The organism is Phyllobacterium ifriqiyense (assembly GCF_030817885.1).
In the GTDB taxonomy this organism is placed as follows: domain Bacteria; phylum Pseudomonadota; class Alphaproteobacteria; order Rhizobiales; family Rhizobiaceae; genus Phyllobacterium; species Phyllobacterium ifriqiyense.
Genome location: NZ_JAUSZT010000003.1, coordinates 3160420 through 3176506, shown reverse-complemented (window position 1 = coordinate 3176506; position 16087 = coordinate 3160420). Strand labels below are relative to the sequence as shown.

The 16087-nt window shown below is 51.2% G+C and carries 14 protein-coding genes and 1 pseudogene; 8 read left to right on the top strand and 7 right to left on the bottom strand.

All coding sequences use genetic code 11. From position 1 onward, the window contains the following. Positions 1–92 precede the first annotated feature (92 nt). The 4 genes from thiC to QFZ34_RS23070 are packed head-to-tail and all read left to right on the top strand — an operon-like array spanning position 93 to position 3848. Complete coding sequence (thiC, locus tag QFZ34_RS23085; RefSeq protein ID WP_307286057.1) at positions 93–1910, top strand: phosphomethylpyrimidine synthase ThiC; 1818 nt, start codon at positions 93–95, stop codon at positions 1908–1910. A 1-nt stretch (position 1911) separates the two neighbouring features. Next, positions 1912–2907 carry a glycine oxidase ThiO gene (gene thiO / locus QFZ34_RS23080; protein WP_307286054.1) on the top strand — a complete coding sequence of 332 codons (996 nt, stop codon included), beginning with the start codon at positions 1912–1914 and terminating at the stop codon, positions 2905–2907. Next, positions 2876–3073, top strand: a complete 198-nt coding sequence (thiS, locus tag QFZ34_RS23075; protein ID WP_115052620.1) for a sulfur carrier protein ThiS — start codon at positions 2876–2878, stop codon at positions 3071–3073. The genes thiO and thiS overlap by 32 nt, the downstream gene beginning before the upstream one ends. A gap of 1 nt (position 3074) precedes the next feature. Further along, positions 3075–3848, top strand: a complete 774-nt coding sequence (locus tag QFZ34_RS23070; protein ID WP_307286050.1) for a thiazole synthase — start codon at positions 3075–3077, stop codon at positions 3846–3848. A 5-nt stretch (positions 3849–3853) separates the two neighbouring features. On the opposite strand, the gene QFZ34_RS23065 is transcribed toward QFZ34_RS23070, so the two are convergent. Both QFZ34_RS23065 and QFZ34_RS23060 read right to left on the bottom strand, forming a co-directional pair. Continuing rightward, the gene (locus QFZ34_RS23065; protein WP_115053253.1) at positions 3854–4450 is read right to left on the bottom strand and encodes a class I SAM-dependent methyltransferase; all 597 of its coding nucleotides are present in this window, start codon (positions 4448–4450) and stop codon (positions 3854–3856) included. A 12-nt stretch (positions 4451–4462) separates the two neighbouring features. Next, complete coding sequence (locus QFZ34_RS23060) at positions 4463–4912, bottom strand: RrF2 family transcriptional regulator (protein WP_115052622.1); 450 nt, start codon at positions 4910–4912, stop codon at positions 4463–4465. A 745-nt stretch (positions 4913–5657) separates the two neighbouring features. On the opposite strand from QFZ34_RS23060, the gene QFZ34_RS23055 reads away from it, so the two are divergent. The 3 genes from QFZ34_RS23055 (at position 5658) to cysW (ending at position 8461) form a co-directional block, all read left to right on the top strand. Continuing rightward, complete coding sequence (locus tag QFZ34_RS23055; RefSeq protein ID WP_307286044.1) at positions 5658–6665, top strand: sulfate ABC transporter substrate-binding protein; 1008 nt, start codon at positions 5658–5660, stop codon at positions 6663–6665. Positions 6666–6768: 103 nt separating this feature from the next. Further along, complete coding sequence (gene cysT / locus QFZ34_RS23050) at positions 6769–7611, top strand: sulfate ABC transporter permease subunit CysT (protein ID WP_307286041.1); 843 nt, start codon at positions 6769–6771, stop codon at positions 7609–7611. Continuing rightward, positions 7595–8461, top strand: a complete 867-nt coding sequence (gene cysW, locus QFZ34_RS23045) for a sulfate ABC transporter permease subunit CysW (RefSeq protein ID WP_307286039.1) — start codon at positions 7595–7597, stop codon at positions 8459–8461. Before cysT ends, cysW begins: the two co-directional genes overlap by 17 nt. Here cysW and QFZ34_RS23040 read toward each other — a convergent pair. The 5 genes and pseudogenes from QFZ34_RS23040 to QFZ34_RS23020 form a co-directional block, all read right to left on the bottom strand. Continuing rightward, the gene (locus QFZ34_RS23040; protein WP_115052626.1) at positions 8458–9018 is read right to left on the bottom strand and encodes an RBBP9/YdeN family alpha/beta hydrolase; all 561 of its coding nucleotides are present in this window, start codon (positions 9016–9018) and stop codon (positions 8458–8460) included. The genes cysW and QFZ34_RS23040 overlap by 4 nt on opposite strands. 136 nt (positions 9019–9154) lie before the next feature. Beyond that, on the bottom strand, positions 9155–10099 hold the full coding sequence (locus QFZ34_RS23035) for a lysylphosphatidylglycerol synthase domain-containing protein (protein ID WP_115052627.1): 945 nt from the start codon (positions 10097–10099) through the stop codon (positions 9155–9157). A gap of 42 nt (positions 10100–10141) precedes the next feature. Next, on the bottom strand, positions 10142–11905 hold the full coding sequence (gene ybaL / locus QFZ34_RS23030; protein WP_115052628.1) for a YbaL family putative K(+) efflux transporter: 1764 nt from the start codon (positions 11903–11905) through the stop codon (positions 10142–10144). A 186-nt stretch (positions 11906–12091) separates the two neighbouring features. Next, positions 12092–14628, bottom strand: a pseudogene (gene secD, locus QFZ34_RS23025) (protein translocase subunit SecD). A gap of 92 nt (positions 14629–14720) precedes the next feature. Beyond that, positions 14721–15146: a hypothetical protein gene (locus QFZ34_RS23020; RefSeq protein WP_307286033.1), complete on the bottom strand. Its 426-nt coding sequence runs from the start codon at positions 15144–15146 to the stop codon at positions 14721–14723. 207 nt (positions 15147–15353) lie between these two features. Here QFZ34_RS23020 and QFZ34_RS23015 point away from each other — a divergent pair, with 207 nt between their 5' ends. Then, a complete protein-coding gene (locus QFZ34_RS23015; RefSeq protein ID WP_307286029.1) occupies positions 15354–16049 on the top strand; it encodes a 2OG-Fe(II) oxygenase in 696 nt (231 codons plus the stop codon). Positions 16050–16087 lie beyond the last annotated feature (38 nt).

Here is a 16087-nt window from a genome sequence, read left to right as displayed (position 1 = left end):
TTCGCACTGAATCCATGATTGGATTCGCGAGGCTTCTTTCATCCTTCCGGCTCAGAACTGGGTTTCCTGCAATAACGCAAAGGAACCTGACGATGACTGCTGTAACAAAAATTACCGAGGCCCCGAAAGTTTCAACCGGGCCGCTTCCCGCCTCAATCAAGATTTATAAACCAGGGCAGATACATGCTGATATTCGCGTTCCCTTGCGCGAAATTGCGGTTCATCCCACCGCTGGTGAGCCAAACCTTGCGGTTTACGATTCATCCGGTCCCTACACTGACGCAACTGTAAGCATCGATATCAATAAAGGGATCGAACGTGTTCGTGAGGCATGGAAAATCGGTCAACAGGCCGATAGCTATTCCTATAAGGGGCGAATAATCCAGTCAGCTGACAATGGCTTCGCCACGGGCGAGCGGCTTACAAGAGAATTTCCTGTTCAATATCAGCCACGCCGCGCTTACGACGGAAAAGCGATAACGCAGCTTGCTTACGCCCGTGCGGGAATTATTACGCCTGAAATGGAATATGTCGCCATAAGGGAGAATCTCGGTCGGGAAGCCGCACGGAACCAGGTTCGGGATGGCGAGTCATTCGGTGCATCGTTACCGGATCATGTGACACCGGAATTCGTACGGGAGGAAATCGCCAGGGGGCGGGCCATCATACCTGCCAATATCAATCATCCTGAGCTTGAGCCTATGATCATAGGTCGGAATTTCCTCGTGAAGATCAATGCCAATATCGGTAATTCCGCCGTCACATCGTCGATGGAGGAGGAAGTCGAAAAGATGGTTTGGGCTATCCGCTGGGGTGGCGATACGGTGATGGACTTGTCGACCGGGCGCAACATCCACAATATTCGCGAGTGGATTATCCGTAATTCGCCGGTTCCCATCGGAACTGTCCCGCTATATCAGGCGCTGGAGAAGGTTGGCGGTATCGCTGAAGATCTGACTTGGGAAGTTTACAGAGATACGCTGATCGAACAGGCAGAGCAGGGCGTCGACTACTTTACTATTCATGCCGGTGTCCGACTGCATTATATTCCACTGACGGTTAATCGTGTCACGGGCATCGTCTCGCGAGGCGGTTCAATCATGGCAAAGTGGTGCCTGCATCATCACCGGGAAAGCTTTCTTTATGAGCATTTCGAGGAAATCTGCGATATTTGCCGTGCTTATGATGTCAGTTTTTCACTCGGTGACGGATTGCGTCCCGGTTCAATAGCCGATGCAAACGACGCGGCGCAGTTTGCTGAGCTTGAAACATTGGGTGAACTGACTCAGATCGCTTGGGCCAGAGATTGCCAGGTTATGATCGAAGGTCCCGGTCATGTGCCGATGCACAAGATCAAAGAGAATATGGACAAGCAGCTTGCTGTTTGCGGAGAGGCACCATTCTACACGCTTGGACCGCTGACGACAGACATTGCTCCCGGCTACGATCATATTACCTCTGGCATCGGTGCTGCAATGATCGGCTGGTTTGGCACGGCGATGCTTTGTTATGTTACGCCTAAAGAACATCTGGGATTGCCCAATCGAGACGACGTAAAGGTCGGCGTTATTACCTACAAGATTGCTGCACATGCGGCGGATTTGGCCAAGGGGCATCCGGCGGCGAAGCTTCGAGATGATGCTCTATCCCGTGCGCGCTTTGAGTTTCGCTGGGAGGACCAGTTTAATCTCTCTCTTGATCCTGAGACGGCGAGACTCTACCACGATGAGACCTTGCCGAAAGAAGCGCATAAGGTTGCGCATTTTTGCTCAATGTGCGGGCCGAAGTTTTGCTCAATGCGCATTTCACACGACATTCGTGCGGAGGCTCAAAAAGAAGGCATGGCAGCGATGGCGGAGAAATTCCGCACAGGCGGCGAGCTCTATATGCCGCTCAATGCCGGGGAATGAGGTGAATATTCTGGTGAAAGGGGCCGGCGTTGCCGGCCTCACAGTTGCTTATGAGCTTCGAGCACGTGGAGCCGAAGTGACGATACTAGACCCCTTTGGCGGCGAAAATTCTGCAGCCTCCTGGTATGCCGGTGGCATGCTCGCACCTTGGTGTGAGCGCGAAAGCGCTGAACAGGCTGTCATTGATCTTGGAATGAACGCGGCCAATTGGTGGGAGTCTGTAATTCCCGGATCCGTGAGTCGCAAGGGAACGCTGGTGGTGGCCACACCGCGGGATGTAAAAGAACTGGAGCGCTTTGGCGCGCGGACGTCGGGCTTTGTGCGCATTGGTGAGGAAGCAATTTCGCTCTTGGAACCCGATCTTGGCGCAGCGGCTTTCCGCAAGGGATTGTTCTTTGAAAGTGAGGCGCATCTGGCGCCACGTCAAGTTCTAACGGAATTAAAGGCAAAACTCGTTGGGTTAGGCGCCCGCTGCGAAACTGGGACGAGCGCCGCTGAAATTTCCAGCTTTGAATGGGTTATCGATTGTACTGGAATCGCGTCTCCAGATATTGATTTGCGGGGCGTGCGTGGCGAAATGCTCATCTTGCGCAGCAAAGACATATCACTGTCACGACCCATACGGCTTATTCACCCGCGGTTCCCGCTTTATATTGTGCCCCGACCGGACCACACTTTCATGGTGGGCGCGACGATGATTGAGAGCGATGCAAATGGACCGGTAACGGCGCGCTCAATGATGGAATTGTTGAACGCTGCCTACACTGTTCACCCGGCATTTGGTGAAGCCGAAATTATCGAAACCGGAACAGGCGTTCGCCCAGCCTACCCAAATAATCTGCCGCGCGTGGTTAAAACGGGCAATTGCATCAGCATTAATGGACTTTATCGACACGGTTTTCTGCTTGCGCCAGCGATGGCAAAGCAGGCTGCCGACATGATCCTGAAAGAAAGGAGTATACGCCATGAAACTCACCGTGAACGGACAAGCGCATGATGTCTCGGCGCAAACTCTTGAAGCGCTGTTGTTAGAGCTTGAATTTGAGGGTGAGTGGCTCGCAACAGCAGTCAATAGTGAGCTTGTACGAGCAAACGAGCGGCAGAATCACACTCTAAAGAATGGTGATCGCATCGAAATTTTGACCCCGAAGCAGGGTGGGTGAAATGTTAAAACTTTATGGCGCCGAAATATCGTCTCGCCTTTTGCTTGGTACGGCGCAGTATCCATCTCCTGCAATTCTTATAGATGCGATTAAAGCTTCAGGAACAGAGATCATAACCGTGTCGTTGCGCCGCGAAATGGCTGGCACGAAAACTAGCGACGGATTTTGGTCCTTGCTTCGTTCCTTGAAATTGCGTGTGTTGCCTAATACAGCCGGGTGTCACACAGTGAAAGAAGCTGTGCTGACTGCGCATATGGCGCGTGACGTTTTTTCTACAGACTGGATCAAGCTTGAAGTCATTGGTAATCACGACACTCTACAACCCGATGTTTTCGCTTTGGTAGAAGCCGCAAGGATTTTGAGCGAAGATGGCTTCAAGGTGTTTCCCTATACAACCGATGACCTGGTCATCGCTGAACGGTTGCTGGAAGCGGGCTGCGATGTCCTCATGCCGTGGTGCGCGCCTATTGGTTCAGCCATGGGACCGCTCAATTTGCATGCATTGCGCTCGATACGCGGGCATTTCCCTGAGGTTCCGATTATTATCGATGCTGGCTTGGGTCGGCCGTCGCATGCAGCGGCTGTGATGGAATTGGGATTTGATGCGGTCCTTCTCAATACAGCGGTAGCCAAGGCAGGCAATCCGCCAGCAATGGCACAGGCTTTTGCCAAAGCTGTTGAGGCTGGCCATCAAGCTTATCAAGCGGTCGTGCTGGAGCCGCGCGATATGGCTGTGCCGTCAACGCCTGTAATAGGCAAGGCTGTATTTACATAGGCAGATTACCTGGCCTTTGTAGCAATAACATCGAGCCATTCCGTCGGCTCATTATCGTAACCACTCCCCATATAATTCTTGATCTCGACCAAAGACCAGCTTGAGCCATAAGCCTGCCTAAGCCATTCAGGAGAGGGGTAGTTATAATAACGCCCAAACTTGTCGCGCCCTTCCTGCTTTCCAGCCTTGTAACTGGCATAAAACAAACCGCCTGATTTAAGCGCTCGCTCGATACGCTGAAGAATAGCGGCAAGGTTTGGTCGCGGAACATGTAAAAGACAGGCGTTGGCCCACACAGCATCAAATTTGCTGCGATCCTTGATTTGATCGAACTTCAATACTTTTGCAGGAACGCCCAGACGTTTCTCAGCTTGATAGGCAAGTTCTGGGCTGCCATCGGTAGGTGTAACGTCAAAGCCTAGAGCGAGCATGCGGGCACTGTCATCGCCGCCGCCGCAACCAAGTTCTAGAATGGAGCAATTGCGAGTAAGACGAATAAGAAAGGAATCCAATCGTTCGTATGATCTATGTTCAATGCGATTGGCATAGGTCTCAGCTTCTTCTGAATAAAATCGAAGAGTATCTTGATCTTCAGCGACCACCACATCGTCCTTTTACATATCAAGAATGGCGGGTATTTTCCCCTTTTCGCCATAGATCAGACAATCGGCAATGGTCGTTTTGTCGAGTACCCCGCGTGTTACATTCGCAACTTCGTTGAAAACATGGCGGATTTCACAGGTATCTTCATCGCTGCAGTCCTCGCAGCGCCGGTAGGCAATTTTACTCAAACACGGAAGGGACGCTATGGGACCGTCTATCAGGCGCAGAATTTCGCCGAAAGTAATGTCGTCCGCACCTTTCAGAAGAAGATAGCCACCCATCTTGCCTCTTCGGCTCATGACAATGCCTTCACGCTTTAGGTCTAGCAAAATCTGTTCGAGAAATTTCTTTGGAATATTTTGCTCTTCTGCAATATCCGAAATGAATAAAGCTTTTTCAGAGTCGGCGCGTGCGAGGACGACAAGCGCGCGGAGAGCATATTTGGCTTTTTGCGATATCATTCTTCTTAGCCTACAACCTTCTGGGTGCAGTCATAGCCCTTCGATAAACATTTCCTAGTATAAAAACGTAAAAAATGTGAGTTTTTTTGCGGCGCCCGAATGTCTCAATAATGGCACGTAATGCTCTGAAAAATAATAATTCATTAAGGTTTTTGCTTTGGAAAATACCTTTGTGAAGCCATTTTGATACACGATTAAATCAGTCGTGATTATTGACAAACAATTTCAAGGCGTCATCATTGTCGTTCTATTGCCCGTCAATGGTAAGCCACTTTACAGCCGAGTTATTTTTGGAGGTCGCAATGTATAGTGAAGTCTCAAACATCTTCAATCGAGCGGAGCGTTTATGGCGTGAGGTATTCACGACTGATAACATCAAATTCGATGCTCGCAATTCTGAGAATTGCGCAGATGATAAAGCTCCTGTGAAGAAGCGACGCAACTCGGGCGAGGAAGATTTTCTGTGGTGCTGGCAGCATCGTGGTTTTTGGTAAACCGACAGCCTGAGACCCGAAGTATATCAATTAATGCGGGCGGCCTGGAGCATCGCCGTCGTTTGCCCTGATTTTCCCAGTTCATAGTATTTTGTTTCTATTCTTTGCGGTTCCTTGGAAAGGTAACCCTTCCTTCCGCCCGTTTTTACCGACAGTCTTAGAATAATTGTCCGTGAAGCCGGAGAGCAGGCGGATTGGGTGTGGCTTGAAAAGTAGATTGGGCGATTATCGCCTTCGACTGGGAGAATTTCATGAAAAAATTGGTTGCTTTTGCGGCTTTGGCGCTGGGCTTTGCTTTAACTCCTGCACAAGCAGCAGAAGAGCCTACGGAAATTCTCAATGTCTCTTACGATATCTCCCGTGAACTTTACGAGCAGATCAACAAAGCTTTTAGCGCTGCTTACAAGGTACAGGTCGGTAAGGACATTACGGTAAACCAGTCGCATGCGGGCTCATCGAAGCAGGCGCGCTCCATTCTTGAAGGCCTTGAGGCTGACGTTGTAACGTTCAATCAGGTGACCGACGTGCAAGTGTTGCACGATAAGGGAAATTTGATCCCAGCCGATTGGCAATCACGCCTTCCCAACAATTCATCGCCATATTATTCCCTTCCTGCTTTTCTCGTGCGGGCGGGTAATCCAAAGAATATCAAGAACTGGGATGATCTTGTTCGTGATGATGTAAAGGTTGTTTTCCCCAACCCGAAAACATCCGGTAATGGTCGGTATACTTACTTGGCCGCCTATGCCTATGCGCTTGAGGCAAACAATAAGGATCAAGCAAAGGCTCAAGAATTCGCGAAAAAGTTGCTTGCCAATGTTCCGGTGTTTGACACTGGCGGTCGCGCTGCCACCACAACTTTCGCTGAACGCGGGATTGGCGACGTGCTCATCACGTTCGAGGCAGAGGTGCTGGGCACTCGAAAGCAGCTTGGCGAAGACAAGTACGAAGCGGTCATTCCACCGGTAAGCTTGTTAGCTGAGTTTCCAGTATCTGTAGTCGATAAAGTTGCGGATAAGCGCGGATCACGTGCAATTGCTGAAAGCTATCTGAAATTCCTTTACACCTCGGAAGGCCAGGACATCCTCGCGCAGAATTATAACCGTGTGCATGATGAAGCAGTCAAAGCCAAATACGCCTCGCAGTTTCCAGAAACCCGTCTTTTGACTGTCGAGGATGTGTTCGGAGGCTGGAAGAAGGTCACCACAGATCATCTGGCTGAAGGTGGTATTCTTGATAAGGTATTCACCAAGCGCTGAATCAAAGGTAAATCTCTATACAGACGGCGCGGCAGCCAATCCGCGTCGTTTTTCGTTGCAACAGATCACTTGCGTTAAAGTCTGGATGAATTAAGAACCTCGCATGTCATTGTTTTCCAAGTCCAGTCAGCGCGGAATTTTGCCCGGTTTCGGTCTCACTCTTGGAGTGACGTTATTTTATTTTACGTTGATTGTGGCTCTGCCATTGCTGGCAATGCTGTACAAATCCTTCAATCTGGGTTGGGCGGATTTCTGGAGTATCATCTCTTCTGAACGGGCCGTCGCAACCTATCGCATAACAGTCAGTGCAGCTTTGTTGGCCACCTTGCTGAATGCGCTTTTTGGGATGCTCCTAGCGTGGGTATTGGTGCGTTACGAGTTTCCCGGAAAACGACTTCTTGATGCGGTGGTCGATTTGCCTTTCGCTTTGCCCACGGCCGTTGCTGGGTTGGCATTGGTCACCGTATTTTCCGCCAATGGCTGGTTCGGACGGTATCTGGAGCCGCTGGGTATCAAAATCGCATATGCACCTTTGGGAATTGCGCTCGCGATGATGTTTACCAGCATTCCCTTCGTTGTCCGGACGGTTCAGCCCGTTTTGGAAGATGTGGCAACAGATGTAGAAGAGGCTGCCCGCTCTTTGGGTGCCACAAACTGGCAGATATTCGCAAACATTATCTGGCCCGCCATTTTTCCGGCATTTGTCGCTGGTTGCAGCCTTTCATTTGCAAGAAGCTTGGGAGAGTTTGGTGCCATCGTCTTTATTTCGGGCAATTTGCCGTTTGAAACAGAAGTAATGTCTCTTCTCGTCTTTATCCGGCTTGATGAATATGACTATCCCGCAGCTGCAGCCATAGCGACAGTTATGTTGGTCATAGCGTTCGTCATGCTTTTCGTAACAAACTCAATACAGGCCTGGCAGCTGAAATATGCAGAACGTAACTAATCTTGCTGCGCCCGTCGGGAGCCTGAAGCCGTCATCGCGACACGGCAAAAAGCCCGTGCGATTGTCCCAGCGGCTTTTGGTAATTTCCGCGATTTTGCTGTCTATATTGCTTATCGGCGTACCGCTGCTCGTTATTTTCACCTACGCATTTCGGGAGGGTATGACGGTTTATTTGACTCAGATAAGCCAACCCGCAACTCTGCACGCGATTTGGCTAACTGTCTTGACCGCGATCGTCGTAGTGCCGATCAACATGGTGTTCGGGATTTGCGTGGCATGGTTGGTTACGCGCTTTAGATTTCCCGGACGAGGGTTGTTGATTACATTTATCGAGATACCTTTTTCGGTCTCGCCAATCGTTGCGGGTGTGACCTATCTCTTCCTATATGGGAGTCAGGGCCTGCTTGGACCGTTGTTGGAGAACTACGACATAAAAATTATGTTTACGGTTCCCGCCATCTTTTTGGTCAGCCTTTTCGTTACAAGCCCATTCGTTGCACGCGAGCTTATTCCCCTGATGCAGGCTCAAGGTAGCGAAGATGAGGAGGCAGCAATCACCCTTGGCGCCAATGGCTTGCAAACATTCTTTTACGTTACATTGCCGAATATTCGTTGGGCTCTTCTTTACGGTGCGGTGCTATGCAATGCTCGCGTGATGGGCGAGTTTGGTGCCGTTTCAGTTGTTTCCGGCGCCATTCGGGGGCAAACCAACACTCTGCCTTTGCAAATTGAGCTGCTATTCAATGACTATAATGTCACTGGTGCATTTGCAGCCTCATCTACATTGGCGCTGATTGCTGTCGTGACATTAGTTCTCAAATATCTGCTTGAACGCAAGCAATTGGCTTAGGCAGCGCGTTGTGCGCGAAAACTCTGGTGAGGCCTGCGCATTGAATCTGCCAGGACATGTCCTTCTGGCCACGAGCCGAAACCGCTTTCAACATTAATGTGCCCTGAATTACCCATATCGACGAAACCGGAACCCCAGATATTCGCTAGTGCCTGTGCTTTATTGAAAGACATATAAGGATCGTCACGGCTTGCCACGACCACAGAAGGGAAGCTCAGTTTATGGCGCGGCAAGGGCGCGAAACTTGCAAACTTTTTATCCCAAGCGGCCATACGCTCTGCGTCTGCAGGTGCCACGAGCACAGCGCCCGCTACATGCGCAGCTGAAGGCCTGCTCGCAAGGTGAGCCACCAAAATAGATCCTAGACTATGGGCCACAAGAATGGCACCGGGCGTTTCGGCAAGAGCGGCCTCCAATACATGAAGCCATTGGGATAGATCCGGATTGTCCCAGTCATCCTGTTCAAGGAGCTGCGATGTCTCATCCTCAAGCAACCACTGGCGTTGCCAATGGCCATTTTCGGAGCCGCGGTATCCCGGAATAATCAATGTTGTCATTGTGGCACTCCACGTTGAAGTCTGCCTTCAAAATAGAGTGGGGCGCTGTGCTCTTGAAGAAACTGCGCACCAATTTGTGGCTTATCTGGAAAATATTTCCTACGTGAAATCGCTCAACCTGAAAATGGTCCGATGTTCATTCTTCTTTCTTATACCAGCGCAGGAGCAATTGCGAACGTTCGAAGACGAGCACAACCACCAGCGAAAGAGCAAATGGAATCAACAAGTAGAACAGACGGAATATGATGAGAGCGGCAAGCACGTCGGCTTGATTCATGTCCGGGAGGCCCGTCAGAAAGACGAGTTCAAGCACGCCTAATCCGCCCGGTGCATGCGAGATCAGTGCGGCAGAAAAGGATACAAGAAATATGCCAAGGATAATCATAAATCCGGGATTTCCGGCTTCTGGCAATGTGAAATAAATAATTGCAGCCGCGCCGATGAGCTCCAGTGGTCCTACGATTAATTGTTGCGCGACAACAGTCAGCCGGGGATATTCAAGGGTAAACTGGCGAATGCGTAGCGGCTTAAAGTGCAGCCAGCTGCCGAAAGCGTAAAGCAAGATAAGTGACAGCGAACCAAGACCGAGAATATAGCTTAGTGAAAGCGGTAATTCCGAATTGAACCGCTGTAGAATTTCCGGCTCAATCAGAAGCACGATGGCGCTCAAACTCATAACGCCAACTAGAAAAGTGAATGAGCAAAAGGCAATCAGGAGCGCTATTTCCGGCCCGCTCATCCCTTGCGAGGAATAAGCGCGGTACCGGACGACCGCGCCCGAAAGCACGGAAGCACCTATATTATGGGATAGGGCGTAGGTCGTGAACGAACAAAGGGCTATAAACACCCATGAAATCTTGCGGCGAAGGTGCAAAAGCGCGATGCGGTCGTAACCAGCAAGGGCGGCATAGGCCACTAGCGACGCTAGAGCAGCCAGTACCCAACGATGCATCGATATAGCTTTAAGGCTGTCGACCACATCATCCAGCGAAATACTACGCAACTCCTTGTAAAGAAGCCATGCAGATATGCCGACTGCGGCCAACCCTACGACCGGCCAAATGTAATCTTTAAGTTTCATTGTCTTTCCTGCCCGGCCTTCGTAATCATCATTCTTTTAGTTTTAGGTTTCGGTCAGTGGTCCCTCTGGCTTTGGCTCATCCAAACTCAGTATATGCGAAACAATTCCTCGCGCTATCTCGCGTTCTCCCATGATCACGGCGTCAGCACCCAGATCCTGCAAATGCTGAACCTCCGCATCGGAATGAGCGCGGGCAAGTATGCTGATAACTGGATTGGCGGCGCGGGCTTTGACTACGATTTGTCCTGCCTCGAACGCATTCGGGATAGCGAGAATAAGCTGCCGTGCACCGGCTAGATTGGCAGCAGCGAGAATATCACCATTTGCAGCATTCCCGACGATTGTTTCAATGTTATCGTCCCGCAATTTGGCAACTGTCTTGTCGGCGTCTTCTATAACAAGGAATGGCTTTCCGACCTCTTTCAGCGCATCTCCGACCAGACTGCCAACTCGCCCATAACCAACCAGCACAGCGTGGTCGGTAAGCAATGTGGGACGAATTTCCTCTACATCCGTTTCGTCTGCTTTCGGAGTATCCGCCTCCGCCGCCGGTTCTGTAGCTGCGGGCGCTCGCTTTTCTAACCAAGGTTTTACATAGGTTACCCCTGCAAAAACCAACGGATTCACGAGAATTGAAAGAATGGCGCCGCCAAGAATGAGGTCGCGCCCTTCCTCTGGAAGCATGCCCAGACCGACACCGAGTTCCGCCAGAATAAAGGAGAATTCGCCAATCTGGGCGAGACTGGCAGAGATGATAAGCGCAGTTCCGGTTGGATAGCCAAATGCAAGCACGATGAAGAAGGCAGCCAGCGATTTGCCTATGACAATGATCGCCAGCGTTGCAAGAAGCGGCAGGGGGTCGTTTATAATTGTCATCGGATCGAACAGCATACCGACCGAAACAAAGAACAAAACCGCGAAAGCATCGCGTAACGGCAGCGATTCTTCAGCGGCCCGGTGGCTCAATTCAGACTCGCTCATGATCATGCCGGCGAAGAACGCACCCAGTGCAAACGATACGCCAAAGAGTTTTGCTGCGCCAAAAGCCACGCCAAGCGCAATTGCTAAAACTGCAAGCCGGAAAAGTTCGCGTGAGCCGGTGTGGGCAATGGCATGGAGGGTCCATGGAATAACGCGACGGCCCACAATCAGCATAACGGCAACGAACGCCGCAACTTTACCGAGTGTCAGGGCGATCACGCCGCCAATACCGAGATTGAAATAGGCTGCTATGGGATCACTATTGGCGTGAATTGGCCCGCTGGGCGTGTCGCCGCCATTAAGTGCACCAGCAATTGCAGGCAGCAGAACAAGCGCCAACACCATGGCGAGATCTTCAACGATAAGCCAGCCGACAGCAATGCGACCGCGTTCTGTCTCAATGAGCCGGCGCTCTTGCATTGCGCGAAGGAGAACAACAGTACTGGCAACAGATAGGGCCAGACCAAAAACAAATCCGGCTTGAAGGCTCCATCCGAGAATCCAGGCAAGTCCCAGTCCGAGAAGCGTTGCGGCCAGAATTTGGACAATGGCACCGGGAATGGCGATCGCTCGCACGGAAAGAAGATCTTTAAGAGAGAAGTGCAGCCCGACACCGAACATCAAAAGAATAACGCCGATTTCGGCGAGTTCGGCTGCCAAATCTTGATCGGCAACAAAACCGGGAGTGTGGGAACCAGCGAGAACACCGGCAACAAGGTAACCGACAAGGGGAGGGATACGCAGACGGTTGGCAATCGCACCGAAAATAAAGGCTAGCACAAGGCCTATGACGATGGTCGCAATCAGCGGCGTTTCATGAGGCATATGTCGGCTTCTCCCCCTTGAGGTTTGTTAATGGAAGACACTCGTATCAATTGATTGATCGTTGTTTGTAACAGTATTGCCTACCGGGTCCGGCTTGCAAACCGTTTTCGTTGTTTTGCAGCGCAGGAAAGACGATTTTTTCCATGCGCCGCAAATATTTAGCGACAAATATTAAATTGCGCGCTTTCAGCCTTGGGTGACTGCCTTGTCAGTAGAACCGATGCGATGGGCGTGGTTCTTTTCCCACCATGTCCCGAGAAGGAGCAAGATTGGCGCCGCGATAAACAGCGATGAACTCGTTGCGATAACGACGCCAAACAACATAGGGAGCGCGAAGTTCTCTACTGCTTTTCCGCCCCAGATTGCCATTGGCAGCATGGCGAGGAAGACGGTCAAGGACGTGTAGATACAACGGGCCAAGGTCTGGTTGATCGACAGATCGATGATCTGGCGTAGAGGCATCTTTTTGTGGATGCGCAAATTTTCGCGCATTCGATCATAGACGACCACCTTATCGTTCACGGAATAACCGATAATCGTCAACAATGCCGCGATGGCTGTTAGGTTGAAATCGAGACCCAGCAGGGCAAAGAAGCCGACTGTTTTCGTTGTGTCGAGGATCAGGGTCGCAATGGCGCCCAAGGCAAAGTGCCATTCAAAACGCCACCAAATGTAAAGCAGCATTGCAAGGCTGGCGAGAACAACCGCGATAATACCTGAACGCGCCAGTTCTCCACTGACTTTCGGTCCAACAACTTCGGAACGCTCAATCTTTACACCCGGATCAAGCTCTTCAACAGCAGCTTTGACCTTTGTTACAGCTGCAGTCTGCGCCTCTTCGCCACCTTCCTGACGCTGCACGCGGATCAGGACCTGGCTATCGCCGCCAGCTTGCTGCAATGCGACTTCACCGAGTCCCAATCCTTCCAGCTTTTCGCGCATCGAAGCGAGTTCCGCTGGTTTGGATGTGGTGACTTCGACCTGGATACCACCCTTGAAATCGATACCATAATTGAGGCCGGGATGGATAAACAGAATGATGGATGCGATGGAGAGAAAGATAGAAACACCAATGCCGAAGAATCGAGCATTCATGAAAGAGATATTGGTGTTTTCTGGCACAAGCTTAAACAGATGCTCGATGTGAATTGTCTTCATCTTGCGGCGGCGAACGATAGCCATCGTGATGATGCGAACCACCGTAACCGCTGTGAACATGGACACGAGCGCGCCAATGATCATTGTAATTGCAAAACCGCGTACAGGCCCGGTGCCGAAAAGGAACAGGAGGAAGGTTGCGATAAGATGCGTGGCATTGGCATCAATAATGGTCGAATAGGCAAGCTTAAAGCCACGATCCACTGCGGCCATCGCGCCTATGCCTTTGCGCGCCTCCTCACGGATACGCTCGTTGATAAGGATGTTTGCGTCGACCGCAAAGCCGATACCAAGAATGATAGCGGCGATACCGGGGAGTGTAAGCGTTGCGCCGATCAAGCTCAGAATTCCGAATGTCAGAATAACATTCAGTGCAAGAGCAAAATTGGCGATCAGACCCCAGCCACTGTAAAGAATGAAGATAAAGCCGACGACAAGCGCAAAGCCAATCAAACCGGTCAAAAGGCCCATTTTGATCACGTCGCCGCCAAGATCCGGACCAACAGTTCGTTCTTCAATGACGGTCAGAGGTGCAGGCAGAGCGCCTGCGCGAAGAAGAGCGGCAGTAGTAACAGTGTCCTGAACGGTGAAATTGCCGGTTATTTGGCCTGAACCGCCGGTGATCGGTACCTGAATGACAGGCGCTGTCAGGACTTTCCCGTCAAGTACAATCGCGAAGGGGCGGCCGACATTCTGGCTTGTTATCTCGGCAAATTGACGGGCGCCAATATTGTCAAACCGAAAGGATATGATCGGCTGGTTGGTCTGCTGATCAAAAGCGGCGCGTGCGTCCGTGAGGCGTTCACCGCTAAGTGCAACGCGATCTTCGACGGGATAAGTCACGCCCGGCTCTTTAGCGTCAGGAAGAATGGAAACGCCCGGGGGAGGTGCTTCCCCTGTGTTGCGGTCGGCAACCATATGGAACGTCATTTTGGCAGTGCTGCCGAGCAGCGCGCGCGCAATTGGCTTGGATCCTGTAGCCCTGGAAGCTGGACAACGATACGGTCTGAACCGACGCGCTGGATGGATGGTTCGGCAACGCCGACCTGGTCAACACGTCGACGAACGATCTCCAAGCTCTGGGTCAGCGCATTGTCGAGCTTATCCTTCATGCCCGCATCAGTAAGCGTGAGGCGGATCTGGTTGTCATTGGTTGCGATATCAATGTCGCTAACCGGCGCTGCAAATCCGATCTGCGCAACCTGTGTCGTCAGCTCGCGAAGTGCTGTCGTCGCGGCATCACGCTGTGCAGGATCGGTGATTGTAACGACAACGCTGTCGCCAGCGATCCGAACAGATTGTGGTTGAATTTTTGCTGTACGCAAACGACCGCGGGCATCATCCAGGATGGAACGAATGCGATCCTTTTTCAGCGCGGCAGCGTCGACTTCCAGGACAAGATAGGAGCCGCCGCGAAGATCGAGACCGAGCGCAACCTGTTTTTTAGGAAGCCAGTTCGGCATCGCATCAAGCTGTGCCTTGGTGAACATATTAGGGAAGGCAAGAACAATGCCCGCAAGGATAATAAAAATATAGGTCCAAAGAACCCATCTAGAAGTGCGCATATCTGTGTTCCATTACGAAAAGCGGGGCACGCTGCCTTGACTGACGGCTGCCGGAATTTGGTTCATCATTTCCCTGATGAGAAACGGAGATATCAAGCGGTGAGCGGCGGCGCTCTAGCGCTGAAAAATGAATGATAATCCAGTATTCGACTGGACCCAAGCTGTTCTGGCTCTGCCACAACTTTTTGAACTATAACGAGTTGCGATTCTCCGGGCAAAAGTCCGTCTTGTGATCCGGCGTCAGCGTGCAATCCGCTTTTTATCTTCAGATGCAGCGTTTCGAGAGCAACGACCCGCAATGGTCGCTGGGCTGGCACGGATGAGCTATCAACTTCACGAGCGATTCGTGTCGTGTTCTTTATGGGGGTGCGAATATCCGTTGATGAGATATTTGCATCGCGATCGACCACACAGCCAGCACCAAATGTCGCGCTAAGAGTGGAGAGAATCCAGAAAATAGAAATCAGGAGCGGAGCAGTGCCGCGTGTTCCCGTCTTCCTATTTCCAAACAAATTCATGGTTTATCCCGTAAAAACAAAGCGGGGTGCGAAGCACCTCGCTGCGTTCTTCTTTATGAAGTCTGACTCCCCGAGTCACTTAAAATCGTCGTGTAATGTGTAAATGCCAGCAAAATATGGCGTTCAGCAGGAAACGGGTGGAAGAATATCCACAATGCGGCACGCTGCTCCCGGATAAGAACTGAGGAGATTTACGTGTTACATAAATTGGATACTTCCAAAATAAACTGGGTCGCGGCCGAAACTGAACTCGATGATTTCGGCTGCGCGCTGCTGCCCGGTCTGCTGTCTCAAGCAGAAACTCGACAGATCGCAATCGCATATAAAGATGATAACCAGTTCCGGAAGCGCATTGTCATGGCGCGACATGGCTTTGGGCGTGGCGAGTATAAATATTACAACTACCCGCTACCGGATGTCATCCAGGAACTGCGCTCCACGCTTTATCCACCGTTGGCAAAAATCGCAAATCGTTGGAACGAATGGATGGGCATCGACATTCGCTATCCCGATCAGCACAAGGCCTTTGTTGAAAGATGCCATGCGGCTGGGCAAGACCGCCCCACGCCACTTCTTCTGCAATATCGCGAAGGTGACTATAATTGCATGCATCAGGATATTTATGGTGAACACATTTTTCCGCTACAGGTTGCGATTCTATTGTCACAACCTTGGGATGATTTCAGCGGAGGCGAGTTCGTTCTGACCGAGCAGCGCCCACGGATGCAATCGCGTGCTGAAGTCGTTTCTCTTAAACAGGGCGATGCGGTGATCTTTCCGGTCAGTCAACGACCGGTGAAAGGCTCGCGAGGATATTACCGCGTGAATATGCGTCACGGCGTAAGCCGTTTGCGTTGGGGACAGCGGAATACGTTAGGGATTATTTTCCACGATTCCCGATAGCCGGACCAGTTGCATCGGCTCGCGAACGACCGCATTGT